We start from the raw sequence: 15,531 nt of genomic DNA on the forward strand, positions 1-15,531 counted from the left end.
AAATATAGCGAGTTGAAAGCACTGGGAGCCAATATTCAATATCGCCAAGCTGACATCACTCAAAAGCAAGCGGTAGAAGATTTATTCCAAGGCATCAAGCAAGAGTTTGGTAGCCTCACAGGCATTATTCATAGTGCGGGAGTCATTCGCGACAGTTTCATCATTAGAAAAACAGTGGATGAAGTGGCGCAAGTGCTGGCGCCGAAAGTTTCTGGACTGGTGCATCTCGATGAGGCAAGCAAGGATATGGCGCTTGATTTCTTTATTTTCTTCTCCTCTGGAGTGGGATGCTTTGGTAATGCAGGGCAGGCCGATTATGCTACTGCCAATGCCTTTATGGATCAATACGCCAAGTATCGTAGTGGTTTGGTGAAAGCAGGTGAACGTCAAGGCCAAACAATCTCCCTCAATTGGCCGCTGTGGAGAGATGGCGGTATGCGTGTGGATGAAGCGACAGAGAAGATCATGGAGACTAGAGGCATGGTAGCGATGCCGACTGCAAGCGGGATACAGGCGCTGTATCAAGGGGTGGCTTCCGGCTCTGTGCAGATGCTGGTTATCGAAGGCCATCTACCAATACTCAAGGAACAGTTGCTAGGTACTCCTTCCGTGTCGCAGCTCGATTCCACATCGAGGCAGGATGCGAATCTTTCAGTCGATACAGGCGTGTTAAAAGAGAAAACGCTCTATCAGCTAAAAATGATGTTCGGTCAAGAGACGAGGCTTGGAGCAGGTAAAATCGCTGTCGATGAACCGTTCGAAACATACGGAATTGATTCGATTATGGTGATCCAGCTGAATAAAAAGCTAGGGGATGTCTTTAGCGAATTGTCAAAGACCATCCTGTATGAATGTCAGACGCTTGACACCCTTGCAGATTATCTCGTCGCTGAACACTTGCCAGAATGCATGAAGTGGACAGGGCTAGATCGTCAGGGTGCGGTCAATCGCGGAACTCCAACACCACTGGTGGAAAACGAACGTGATACAGCCAGTCATGAACCGACTCGCAGTGTAGCCGTGCAATCAGAAAAGCAGATAGCGCGGGAGCCGATTGCCATAATCGGCATGAGCGGTCGTTATCCAAAAGCGCGATCGTTGAACGAGTATTGGGAGAATCTGAAGTCTGGAAAGAATTGCATTACGGAAATTCCGGAAGAACGCTGGTCACTGGATGGCTTTTTCGAGCCTGATCCAGACAAGGCTGTGGCAGAAGGAAAAAGCTATGGAAAATGGGGCGGCTTTGTAGACGGATTCGCTGACTTTGACCCGCTCTTTTTCAATATGTCACCGTGGGAAGCGATGCATTTTGATCCGCAGGAACGTTTGTTTATGGAGTCATGCTGGGAAGTGCTGGAGGATGCAGGTTATACGAGACAACAGCTTGCCGAAAAGTACAATCGACGAGTCGGAGTGTTTGGCGGGATTACCAAAACCGGATTCAGCTTGTATGGACCTGATTTATGGAAGCAGGGTGAATTGATTTACCCGCACACCTCGTTTAGCTCACTGACGAATCGTGTTTCCTATTTCCTCAATCTCCAAGGTCCGAGTATGCCGATTGATACGATGTGCTCCGCTTCGCTCACCGCGATTCATGAAGCGTGCGAGCATTTGTATAACGGGGATTGTGAACTGGCGATTGCTGGTGGAGTCAATCTGTATTTGCATCCTTCTAGTTATGTCTTTTTGTCAGCACTGCATATGCTGTCCGTGGATGGACAATGCAAAAGCTTTGGGCAAGGCGGAAACGGTTTTGTACCGGGAGAAGGCGTAGGTACAGTGCTGCTCAAACCACTGTCAAAAGCCATTGCAGATGGCGACCATATCTATGGATTGATTCGTGGAACCAGCGTGAATCACGGCGGAAAAACGAATGGCTATACGGTACCGAATCCAACTGCTCAAGGAGAATTGATTCGTCAGGCACTGGATAAGGCAGGTGTTCATGCCAAGACCGTAAGCTATATCGAAGCGCACGGAACAGGCACGGAGCTTGGCGATCCGATTGAAATTTCGGGTCTCATCCAAGCCTTCCGCAAGGATACGCAGGATACGGGATATTGTGCGATTGGTTCTGTAAAATCCAATATTGGTCACTTGGAAGCGGCGGCTGGAATAGCAGGAGTGGCAAAAATATTGCTGCAAATGAAGCATCAGCAGCTGGTCCCAAGTCTGCATGCGAAGGAACTGAATCCGAATATTCCGTTTTCGAAAACGCCTTTTGTCGTTCAGCAGGACCTGGCTGAATGGAAACGACCGCTAATGGAAGTAAATGGTGTATTGAGAGAATTCCCGAGAATTGCCGGGATTTCTTCTTTTGGTGCAGGAGGGTCCAATGCACATGTTGTGATTGAGGAATACATTCCTGCGGTTAAGGAACGCCCGTCGATCACGGTCAGTCCGCAACATCCGGCGATCATTGTTCTGTCGGCAAAGAATAAGGAGCGTCTCATCGAACAAGTGCAAAGGCTGTTAGCGTCGATTGAGGAGCAATCCTTTACAGATGTGGACCTGGCTGATATTGCGTATACGCTGCAAGTGGGACGCGAGGCAATGGAAGAACGCCTGGCCCTAATGGTGAGCTCGCTTTCAGAGCTGGTAGAGAAGTTGCGCAGCTTTCTTGCAGGTGATGACAGCATTGTCGACCTCTATCGCGGCCAGGTAAAGCGCGGGAGGGAAACAGCAGACATCTTTGCAGGCGATGAAGAGTTGCAAGAAGCGATTGAAAAATGGATGCAACGCAAAAAATTCGCCAAGCTTCTCGATTTCTGGGTGAAGGGCTTGCATATGGACTGGAATAAGCTTTATGACGACAAAAAGCCTCGTCGGATCAGCTTGCCTGCGTATCCTTTTGCCAGAGAGCATTATTGGCTTCCCAAACCGAAGACACAACTGTTAACTCACACAAAAGGTACGCCTGGTCTGACCGCTTCCCTGCATCCTTTGCTGCATCAAAATACTTCGGATCTCCGTGAACAAAGATTCAGCTCTACTTTTGATGGTCAGGAATTCTTTTTATCGGATCATGTTGTAAAAGGAAAGAGAATTCTCCCTGGAGTTGCTTATCTGGAGATGGCTCGAGCAGCTGCGGATCTCGCAGCGGGAGCGTTGGAAGACGAGCAATGCGCGATGGAGCTGAAAAATGTTGTCTGGGCGCAACCGATAGTGATGGAAGACAAGCCTGTTCAAGTACACATCGGGATTTATCCTGAGGATAACGGCGACCTTCGTTATGAAATATACAGCGAACAGCAGATAGACCAGGCCGAATCAGTGGTACACAGTCAAGGGAGTGTGGTGTTTGCAGGGATCACTGCTGCACCCACGCATAATCTCGATGAGCTCAAAGCCCAGTGTAGCTATCGTACGCTTCATGCCAGAGAGTGCTATGAAGCCTTTCAAACAATGGGACTTGCCTATGGGCCAGCTCAGCAAGGAATTGAGCGAGTGTACGTGGGTGAAGGACAAGTATTGGCCAAGTTAGCCATGCCTTCCAAAGTTGCCGATACGCAAGGAGAATTCGTCTTGCATCCGAGTATGCTGGATTCGGCCTTACAATCCTCTATTGGATTATTGCTTGGCACAGGCGATACAGCGATTCTGAAGCCAATACTGCCTTTTGCACTGGAGAAGCTGAGTATTTTTAGTCAGACTTCCTCCCAGATGTGGGTATGGATTCGACAGGCTGACGGCAATAGAACGGGAGACAAGGTACAGAAAGTAGATATTGATTTGTGTGACGATCAAGGAACGGTTCGCGTGCGTATGCAGGGCTTCTCGGCACGAGTGCTAGAAGGCGAAGTAGAGATGCTGGATTCCAAAGGGAAACTCGGAACACTGCTGGTTCATCCTGAATGGAAGGAAAAAGCAGTTGTGAGCAACGCCGAAGCCCCTGACTATACACAGCGGATCGTGATGATGGTTGAACCGGATCGCAATACTTGGAACAATCTCCAATCCAACTTGAATGGAGTCCGCTGCCTTCCTTTACAATCCGCCAAAGAAGGCATTGCCGAGCGTTTCATTGATTATACGACGCAGATATTGGAGGAAATTCAAGGGATTTTCAAGCAAAAAGTACGCGGCAAGGTATTGGTTCAGATTGTCGTTCCCGTGCGAGTAGAACAGCCGTCTTTCACCGCTTTCTCTGGTTTGCTGAAAACGGCAAAATTGGAGAATCCCAACCTGGTTGGACAGGTAATCGAGATAGAATCGGGCGACGACGAATTCGGGATCGCTGGAAAAGTAAATGAGAATGTACGCTGCCCATTGGATGTTCAGATTCGATATCGATCTAGAAAGAGATATGTAGCTGGGTGGGTAGAACTCGATGCTCCACAAGAAACGAGCATTCCGTGGAAAGACGGTGGGGTTTATCTCATCACGGGCGGGGCAGGTGGACTGGGTTATATTTTTGCCAACGAAATTGTACAGAAGGTTCAACAGGCGAACCTGATTCTGATAGGACGCTCCCCATTGGATGAGGAGAAGCAAGGTAAACTCCATGACTTGAAAAGATATGGTGCAAGAGTTGAATACCGCCAAGTTGATGTGACACAGAAACAGGAAATGACAGAATTGATCCGCACGATTCAACAGGACTATGGGCGTCTTCATGGCATTATTCATAGTGCTGGCGTGCTTCGTGACAGCTATATCCTCAAGAAAACCAGGAAGGAGGTTCAAACGGTTCAGGATCCGAAGGTTACGGGTCTAATCAATCTAGATGAGGCCACTAAAGATGTAGAACTGGATTTCCTGGTGCTGTTTTCCTCGGTGGCTGGCAGCTTGGGAAATATCGGACAAGCAGACTATGCGTGCGCCAACGCCTTTATGGACGGATTTGCTCACTATCGCAATGGATTGGTTGCGTTACAGCAACGTCACGGACAGACATTGTCGATGAATTGGCCGTTGTGGAAAGAGGGCGGAATGCAGGCTGATGCAGAGGCAGGTGACATGTTGGAGCATAGCAGAGGAGTAGTCGCTATGCGGACTGCGACGGGGATTGCAGCGATGTACCAAGGCTTAGCCTCTGGAAAAGCACAGGTCATGGTGATGGAAGGTGATCTGGCCAAGCTCAAGCAAACACTGTTTTTGCAAACGCCAGTCAACAATTTTCAATCCAAGCATTCGGTCACAGTGGATACCAGCAGCCTGCTGCAAAAAGTGGAATTGGCCTTGATGCAAACCGTGTCGGAGCTGCTTGAGGTTCCTACCACAGATATTGATGGCAAAGTAGAGCTGTCTGAACTCGGATTTAATCAGGTTCTACTAACTGAATTCGCCAACAAGCTCAGTCAGAAATATCACATCGGACTGACTCCGACTGTATTCGTGGAGTGTCCGACGCTTCAGCAGCTTGCATCTTATTTACTGGAAGAATTTGAAGACACGCTGGTCAGACAGGTGCAACCAGTCGCATCGATTACACCAACCAAGGTAGAGCCAAATGAAAAACAAGCGACAACCAGTGTGGAAAATAATGTTCTCCACGAGAAAGCAACTCATTTTGTGAAAAAGGAATTTGCCGAGGTTCTGCAATTGCCTGTGAATCGAATTGAAGAAGATGCCGCGATGGAGACATACGGAATTGATTCGATTCTATCCATGAAATTAACCAACCAACTAGAGAAAAGCTTTGGCTCGCTGCCGAAAACGTTATTTTTTGAGTATCAAACGATTCAAGAATTGATTGGATATTTCCTGGATTCCTATCGAGACAAATGCATTGAAATCTTGGGTCTTACTGAACAGCAGGAAACAGTTGTTACCCGTGAAACAGTATCCGTGTCAAGAGAAGAGAACACGTCGAAAAGGCAAAGGAATAGCCATCGCGGAAGCAATCGCAAAGGCTCGCGGTTCATTTCGACTCAGAAGGAAACCCAACCAGCAAAAGGAGCAGGAGCTTTGGACATTGCGATCATTGGGGTTTCTGGACGTTATCCGAAAGCGCGGAATATCCAAGAGTTCTGGTCGAATTTGCGCGATGGCAAGGATTGCATTACGGAGATCCCCAAAGAGCGCTGGAACCACAGTCTGTATTTTAATGAGGATAAGAACAAACGGGGGAAAACCTACAGCAAATGGGGCGGTTTCATAGACGGTGTGGATCAATTCGATCCGCTGTTCTTCAACATTTCTCCTCTGGAAGCAGAAATCATGGACCCGCAGGAACGTTTATTTCTGGAGTGTGTGTATGAAACCTTAGAGGATGCAGGTTATACCCGCGAATCTCTCGGATCGTCCCAAGGCTTCGGACTTGGCGGAAATGTCGGTGTTTATGTGGGCATCATGTATGAAGAGTATCAATTGTATGGTGCACAAGAAACCATGATGGGCAGACCAATGGCCCTTGGCGGAAGCTTCTCATCTGTAGCGAACCGTGTTTCTTATTTCTTTGATTTCCATGGTCCTAGCGTAGCTGTTGATACCATGTGTTCCTCCTCGCTAACGGGCATCCATTTTGCCTGCCAAAGCTTGCTGCGCGGTGAATGCGAGGTTGCAATTGCGGGTGGTGTCAATGTTTCCATTCACCCGAATAAATATTTGATGCTCGGACAGGGGAAATTTGCTTCCAGCAAGGGACGATGCGAAAGCTTTGGGCTTGGCGGCGACGGTTATGTGCCCGGTGAGGGTGTCGGCGCGGTGCTGCTCAAACCTCTGGCGAAAGCAATCGCTGATGGAGATCAAATTTACGGTGTGATTAAAGGAAGCGCTATTAACCATGGCGGCAAAACAAATGGTTATACCGTACCGAACCCGAATGCACAAGCGAGCGTAATTGGGCGTGCCTTGAGGGAGGCAGGAATTGATCCGCGGACGATTAGTTATTTGGAAGCCCACGGAACAGGTACTTCTTTAGGAGATCCGATAGAGATCGCAGGCTTGACCAAAGCCTTCCAGGCATACACAACTGACAAGCAGTTTTGCTCCATCGGATCAGCGAAGTCCAATATCGGGCATTGTGAGAGCGCAGCGGGAATTGCTGGGATTACGAAAATCCTGTTACAGCTCAAACACGGACAGCTAGCACCATCCTTGCATGCGGAGGTGCTAAACCCGAATATTGATTTTAGCACGACTCCGTTTGTCGTCCAGCAAGAGCTGGCGGAGTGGAAACGTCCTGTCATTGACGGTCAGGAAATTCCAAGACGCTCCGGTGTGAGTAGCTTTGGTGCGGGTGGCTCGAATGCTCATATCGTTTTGGAAGAGTACATTCCAGACGATGAGAAACGTCCAGCTATCCAAGTAAGTCACGCAAATCCAGCGATCATTCTCCTGTCAGCGAAGAATGAAAGCCAGCTCCACGAACAGGCACAGCGATTGTTAGCGGTGATCAAGGATCGGACCATTTCTGACATGGACTTAGCAGATATTGCTTACACGCTTCAAATTGGGCGAGAAGCCATGGAAGAGCGACTGGGCGTGATGGCCAGCTCCATTCAAGAGCTTCAGGAAAAGCTGACGCAATTTGTAGATGGACAGGAAAGTATTACAGATATATTCCGTGGACAGGTGAAAGGCAACAAAAAGAAAATCGCCGTGTTTGAAGCGGATGAAGATTTGAAACAGGCCATCGATGCTTGGATCAGCAAAAGAAAATACACCAAGTTGCTTGATCTATGGGTAAATGGAGGCGTGGTTGATTGGGACAAGCTCTACGGTGAGAAGAAGCCTCGGCGCGTGAGCCTGCCTACGTATCCGTTTGCAAGAGAACGTTATTGGATTCCTCAGATGGATACGCAATTTGCGCGCGAAGTGGCAGCGGCATCAGAAGGGGCGCTCTTCCTTCACCCATTGCTCCAGAAAAATACGTCTGAATTGTTGGAACAGCGGTATAGTTCCACCTTCCGTGGACAGGAATTTTTCTTGGCAGATCATGTTGTGAATGGTCAGCAGCTCTTACCGGGTGTTGCCTATCTTGAAATGGCACGCGAGGCAATCGATCAGTCAGCGGGAGCCTTGAAAGCGGGACAGAATAGCTTGAAGCTCACCAATATTGTGTGGGCCAAGCCAATTGCTGTCGATGATCAGCCAGTCGACGTTCACATTGCTCTTCAGCTCGAGGATAGTGGGGAGATTGGTTATCGAATTTACAGTGAGCATGCAGGAAATGAAGCAGAAGAGATTGTGCACAGTCAAGGAAGTGCTGGATTCCATACGGTTGCCGAGACGCCGACGCTCGATCTCGCTGCGTTACAAGCCGCGTGCGGCCAAGGCATCTTGAGCGGCAGTCAATGCTATGACGGTTATAAAAGAATGGGAATCCAGTATGGTCCTGCGCTACAAGGAATCGAGCAAGTGCATAAGGGCATGGAGCAGGTGTTGGCAAAGCTGTCCCTACCTTTCACTGTTTTGGGGACAGAAGAACAGTTTGTGCTGCACCCCAGTATGATGGATTCTGCTTTACAGGCGGCGATTGGCTTGTTTATGGGGGCTGATGACAGGAGCTTCGATTACCAGCTTGATTCGCTCAAACCAATCTTGCCTTTTGCGCTGGATGAGCTGGAAATCTTCAGTCCATGCACGACGCAGATGTGGGCGTATATTCGCTACAGTGATGGCAGCAACGCTTCTGATCATGTACAAAAGCTGGATATTGACTTATGTGACGAGCAAGGGAACGTTTGCGTCAGAATGAAGCGATTTTCGTCTCGTAAGCTGGACGGTAAAGCGGTAGACTTCGAAACAACTGAGGCACAAGAGATGTTGATGGTTCATCCTTGCTGGAAGGAGCAAGCAGCTGTCCAAAAAACGGTGACTCCTGTCTATGCACAGCATATCGTGATGATGGCGGAAGGCTTTGAATCGTCGCTTGCGAGTATTTCCGCACAGATGAACGAAGTGCGCTTGATTCCTTTGCAGTCCCAACAGGATGGCATTACCGACAGATTCGAGGCCTATGCTACCCAAGTATTTTTGGAAATCCAAAGCATCTTTCAACAAAAGATACTTGGCAAAGTGTTCGTACAGGTCGTCGTTCCCGACAAAGCGGAGCAAGCACACGTAAGCGGACTTTCTGGCTTGCTGAAAACAGCCCAGCAGGAGAACCCAAATGTCATCGGTCAATTCCTTGAATTAAACCCAGGTGAACATGCAGAAGAAATCGTAAACAAGCTGCAAGAGAATGCCTGCCAGCCTATGGATGACCGAATTCGCTATCAAGATGGTAAACGTTATGTACTGGGCTGGTGCGAAACCGAGCCATTGCACGATGAGGTCACCATTCCGTGGAGAGAGCAAGGAACCTATCTGATTACGGGTGGAGCAGGCGGTTTAGGGTTGATTTTTGCAAGGGAAATCGCGAGTCAAGCGAAACAGGCAACCTTAATTCTCACAGGACGTTCTCCTTTGCACGAACATAAGCAAGCGATCCTTCATGATTTGCAAAGGTCAGGGGCAACGGTTGTCTACCGTCAAGTTGATGTGACGGACAAGCAGGAAGTAAACCAACTCATCCAAAGCATTCACCAGGAATTCGGAGGGCTTCACGGCATCATCCATAGCGCGGGTGTCGTGCGAGATAACTTCATTCTCAAGAAAACGACAGAAGAATGGAGCCAAGTGGTAGCGCCAAAAGTTGCGGGTCTTACGAATCTAGATGAGGCGAGTAAAGATCAGCCTCTCGATTTCTTCGTCCTCTTTTCTTCGATAGCAGGAAGTATAGGAAATAGTGGTCAGGCAGACTATGCTTGCGCGAATGCCTTTATGGATGGCTATGCGAAAGATCGGAATGAACGAGTGCAGGCAAAGCAACGTCAAGGTCAAACAGTCTCCATCAACTGGCCGCTCTGGAAAGAGGGCGGGATGCAAGTAGATGAAGCAGTTGAGGAAATGGTGAAACAAAAGGTTGGAATGATTGCTTTGCAGACTGCGACGGGTATTCGTGCTTTTTATGAAGCCATAGCTTCTCGAAAAGATCAGGTGATGGTAATGGAAGGAGATCTACAACGCCTCCACGCAGCAGTGGTGGGAAGACCGAAGACAACAGAACAAGAAGTCAAAGCTTCTACCGTCGTACAACCAACGAGTTATCATTTGCCAAAGGAAAAAGCCATCTATTATTTCAAAAAGCTGGTCTCTTCCGTGATCAAGCTGCCGATAGACCGCATTGAAGCAGATGCTTTGTTGGAAAAGTACGGAATTGACTCGATTATGGTCATGCAATTAACAAATGAATTAGAAAAAACGTTTGGTTCGTTGTCGAAAACGTTATTTTTCGAATATCAAACCATCGAAGAAATTGCGAAATACTTCCTGGCAGCGCATCAGGATCAGATGATGAGTATCCTGGGTATGGATGAAAAAGAAGCACCAACGGTATCCCCTGCTAAAAGATCGAACGTTGCACCGACGACGGTTGCTGCAACGGCAAAACCGATCATCCATAACCGCAGGAGCAAAGGCAATGCGTTGAAGGAAACGATGAGTGAAACCAAACCAGCAAACGACGCCTTAGACATTGCGATTATTGGGGTCTCTGGTCGTTATCCGAAAGCGAGAACCATGAATGAGTTCTGGCGTAACCTGCGTGATGGCAAGGATTGTGTCACAGAAATTCCCGAAGAGCGCTGGGATCACAGCCTATTCTTTGATGCAGATAAGAAAAAACAAGGAAAAACCTACAGCAAGTGGGGGGGCTTCCTGGACGGTGTGGATCAATTTGACCCGTTATTTTTCAATATTACACCAAGAGAGGCTGAAATCATGGACCCGCAAGAGCGCTTGTTCTTGGAATGCGTCTATGAAACGTTAGAGGATGCCGGGTATACTCGTGAATCTCTCGGTTCAACACCTGGCATGGGCCTAGGCGGTAATGTCGGGGTTTATGTCGGAGTTATGTACGAAGAATACCAGCTCTATGGAGCCCAGGAAACGATGCTCGGCAGACCGATGGCGCTGGCAGGAAGTCCAGCCTCCATTGCGAATCGCGTTTCTTATTTCTGCAACTTCCATGGACCTAGCATGGCGGTCGATACGATGTGTTCCTCTTCCCTGACAACCATTCATTTGGCTTGCCAAAGTCTACAGCAAGGGGAATGTGAAGCTGCTATTGCAGGTGGTGTCAACGTTTCGATTCACCCTAATAAATACTTGATGCTTGGACAGGGCAAATTCGCATCTAGCAAGGGACGATGCGAAAGCTTTGGCATTGGCGGCGACGGGTATGTACCTGGCGAGGGGGTGGGAGCAGTCCTGCTTAAACCTCTGGCGAAAGCGATTGCCGATGGAGATCAAATTTATGGTGTGATAAAAGGAACCGCCGTTAACCACGGAGGAAAAACCAATGGCTACAATGTGCCTAGCCCGAATGCCCAAGCTCGGGTTATTGGACGTGCTTTCCAAAAAGCAGGGATCGATCCACGGACGATCAGCTATCTGGAAGCACATGGTACGGGGACCTCTTTAGGCGATCCCATTGAAATGACGGGCTTAACGAAGGCTTTCCAAGCGTATACAAATGACAAACAGTTTTGTGCCATTGGATCGGCAAAATCAAACATCGGGCATTGCGAGAGTGCAGCGGGTATTGCTGGGGTGACGAAGGTTTTATTGCAGCTCAAGCATGGACAATTAGCCCCATCCCTGCATGCTGAAGTACTCAATCCGAATATAGATTTCAGCGTAACGCCGTTTGTTGTTCAGCAAGAGCTGGCGGAGTGGAAGCGTCCGGTCATTGACGGACGGGAGGTTCCACGTCGTGCCGGTGTGAGCAGTTTTGGTGCGGGTGGATCGAATGCCCATGTCGTGATTGAAGAATACATTCCAAAAACGCAAGAGCAGCCTACGCTAATGGCAAGTCCGCAAAATCCTGTGTTGATTCTCTTATCGGCCAAAAATGAAGAGCAGCTTCAACAACGGGTACAACGACTGCTCGGAGCCATTTCAGAACAGGGATTATCCGATGCGGATTTAGCTCAAATGGCGTATACCCTGCAAGTGGGACGAGAAGCGATGGAAGAACGTTTGGCTGTGATCGCGTGCTCGATGATGGAACTTGAAGAGAAATTAAAGCAATTCATAAGCAGACAGAAGGACATTGAGGACCTGTATCACGGACAGGTAAAACGTCATAAAGAGACCTTGGCAATCTTTGCAGCCGATGATGATATGCCGCAAATGATTGATTCTTGGATGAGCAAAGGCAAATACGGAAAATTGCTGGATGTTTGGGTGAAAGGGCTAAACATTGACTGGAGCAGCTTGTATGGGGAGAGAAAGCCTCGACGGATCAGTCTTCCAACCTATCCATTTAGCAGAGAAGCTTATTGGGTGCCTGGTGGACATACGTTATTTACAGGTGCAGCATCCCTCTCCACATATGAGCAGCATCCCGTTCAGCCAGACATGCGCATCATGAAAAAGCAATGGAAGGCTTGCCCAGCGATGCCAGCCAAGGTAGCTCATCGAACGATCGGTATTTTCACAACAGATGAAACGAAGCAATTGGCGCTTCAACTGTCCAACCATTTCGCAAAGAGTGAAATCATAGAGCACAACGAGCTTGAATCACGACTCCATCAGGATGAGACGGAGTGGAATAACTATGATGGTATCGTAGATTTGATCGGTTGTGGACATCAGCAGGCCGATTCGCTGGCTTGGATTCCATGGCTGCAACAACTCATTGAGAATGGTCATAAAGAAGGCATAAAGCTATTGGGTGTGACAAAAGGCATGGAGGCCTTCCAGAATGACGCCGTCAATTTGGCGGGTGCCTCCCGTGTTGGCTTGTACCGAATGCTGCAAAGTGAATATAAGCATCTGCAATCACGTCATGTGGATCTAGATCCATTAGCCGATGGAGAAGAACTTGCGCAACAGATTGCAGCAGAGTTTTTCATGGATGATCAGGAAGCAGAGGTTTGCTATCGATCAGGTGAGCGTTATAGCGCTTATCTTCAGGAAGAGATGGTAGCTGACAGTCAGGAGCCAGCGCTTGTATTCCCTGAGAACCATGTTCTATTGATTACAGGCGGTACACGAGGGCTTGGGTATTTATGTGCCAAGCATTTTGTCGAGCGTTATGGTGTCAAAAAACTGGTGCTCACAGGGAGAGAAAGCCTGCCGCCACGAGAGCAATGGGGAGATTATCAGCAGCAAAGCACTTCCACAGCAAAGAAAATTCGGGCGATACAAGCTTTGGAAGCGCAAGGCGTACAGGTTCAAGTCTTATCTGTATCCTTAACTGATGAAGAGGCTTGGAAACAGGATGTACACGAGATAAAACAGACGATGGGTCCTATTGGCGGGGTGATTCATTGCGCAGGTTTTAGCGATGATCAAAATCCTGCCTTTATTCGGAAAACGACGGCTGGAATTCAGCAGGTATTACAACCGAAAGTGGCTGGGCTGCATACGCTCTACCAAATCTGCAAGGACGAGCCTTTACAGTTCTTTGTTCTCTTTTCATCTGCTTCGGCAGTCATTCCGTCCTTGGCAGCGGGACAGAGTGATTACGCGTTAGCCAATTCCTATATGGATTATTTTGCTTACGCACATGCGGATTCTTGCCCGATCATCAGCATTCAGTGGCCGAGCTGGAAGGAAACAGGAATTGGTGCAGTTACGACCAAAGCCTATCAACAAACAGGACTCGTACACATCACTGACGAGCAAGGACTGCGATTACTGGATCATATTCTTTTGGAGAAAATGGGTCCTGTAGTTTTCCCGGCAGCTATTAACCAAGAACTGTGGGAACCCCATCAGCTGATGAAACACAAAAAGCAAGAAGCTTCTGGAGCGAATCTGTCGTCTCGTCGTCCACCTGCAGGCAAGCCGCCGCAAAGCTCAGTGGATCCTGTGAAGACAGCGCAAACAAGATTGATTGAGCTGTTTGCGAAGGAACTGAAAATAGATCCTGCTAGATTGGAGATAGACAAAGAGTTTCCGGACTATGGGATCGATTCGGTGTTACTGGCTCAAGTCATGAATGAGATCAGTAAATGGTTGGGCAAGGAGTTGGACCCGACGATTTTATATGAATATCCCACCATTGAAACTCTTGCAGAATGGCTGTCCAGCAATCACGGCGATTCCATCGCTGACGATCTGAAGCTGACACCTCCTGAAATGAACGGCGATCCGAAGAGTCAGCCCATCCGTAGGGAGACTGTGAAAAGCCAAATGGCGAGTAGTCAGGCTGCGCAATATCGGGAGGCAATTCCAAATCCGTCAGATATTGCGGTAGTGGGGCTCTCTTGTCGTTTTCCGGGTGCACGTAGCGTGGAAGAATATTGGATGTTGTTAGCGGAGGGCCGTTCAGCCATTGGTGCTGTACCCAAGGAACGTTGGGGTTATGAAAATTCCTATCACGCAGGACTTCTGGACGACATCACGACGTTTGATCCTTCTTACTTCCTGATTGCAAAAGAAGATGCCAAGGCGATGGACCCGCAAGCGTTATTGGTATTGGAGGAAAGTCTTCACCTTTGGCATCAGGCTGGATACACACCGAAAGACATCAAGGGAAAATCGGTAGGCGTCTACATCGGGGCAAGAAGTAATCACCGCCCAAGCGAAGATCGTCTGCATCAAACACAAAACCCGATTATGACCGTGGGACAAAACTATTTGGCTACGAATATTTCCCAATACTTCGATCTTAGAGGTCCGAGTATGGTCATCGATACGGCATGCTCTTCAGCGCTGGTCGGGATGAATATGGCGATTCATTCCCTTCGAAGTGGAGAGATTGAGGCTGCTATCGTCGGCGGGGTTAATGTATTAAACGGTGATGAAGCGCATCGGATGTTCCACCAAAGAGGAATTTTAAGCGAGGAGCCAGCCTTCCATATTTTTGATAGACGTGCGGGCGGACTCGTATTGGGAGAAGGCGTAGGAATGGTTCTATTGAAGACCGTGGAGCAAGCACTAGCTGATGGGGATGAAATACATGCCGTCATCAAGGGAGTAGCGGTCAACAATGATGGACGAACAGCAGGTCCTGCCACCCCGAATTTGCAAGCCCAAAAAGAGGTGATGCAGTCGGCACTGGCTAAAGCTGGCGTGAAGCCGGAACAAATCAGTTATATCGAAGCGAATGGATCAGGTTCAGAGGTTACCGATTTACTTGAACTCAAAGCCATTCAGTCTGTCTATCGCTCATCTCATACGGAGGCTTGCGGATTAGGATCAATCAAGCCAAATATCGGTCATCCATTATGTGCAGAAGGGATTGCCAGCTTGATAAAAGTCGTGCTGATGCTCAAACAACGACAATTGGTTCCGTTCCTGTCAGGGCAAGAGCCAATGACTCATTTCCCTATGGAGTCAACGCCTTTTTATTTTCAGCGACAGCTTTCTGAATGGAACGATTCGCCCAGAATAGCAGCGATTAATTGTTTTGCAGATGGGGGAACCAACGCCAACGTCGTTTTACAATCCTGGGAGGAGGCAGTCTCACGTCCGAACAAACGACATTCGATTGCACCTCCGACGTTAAACCGATTTGACGTCTACCGTGAAGAGAAACCCAACCATACGATCAGTATTTGGAAGCGACAAATAGTGGAGGGATAA

General features: G+C 48.4%; 1 protein-coding gene (running past one end of the window). It reads left to right on the forward strand.

What is annotated here, in order from left to right; all coding sequences use genetic code 11:
• Window positions 1–15,531, forward strand: partial view of a non-ribosomal peptide synthetase gene (locus tag HP401_RS14810; protein WP_173605530.1) — the 3' portion only. The gene continues 5,916 nt to the left of window position 1, outside the view; only the last 15,531 of its 21,447 coding nucleotides appear in the window; its start codon lies beyond the left edge, outside the window; its stop codon occupies window positions 15,529–15,531.

Source organism: Brevibacillus sp. HB2.2 (assembly GCF_013284275.1).
In the GTDB taxonomy this organism is placed as follows: Bacteria; Bacillota; Bacilli; order Brevibacillales; family Brevibacillaceae; genus Brevibacillus; species Brevibacillus brevis_D.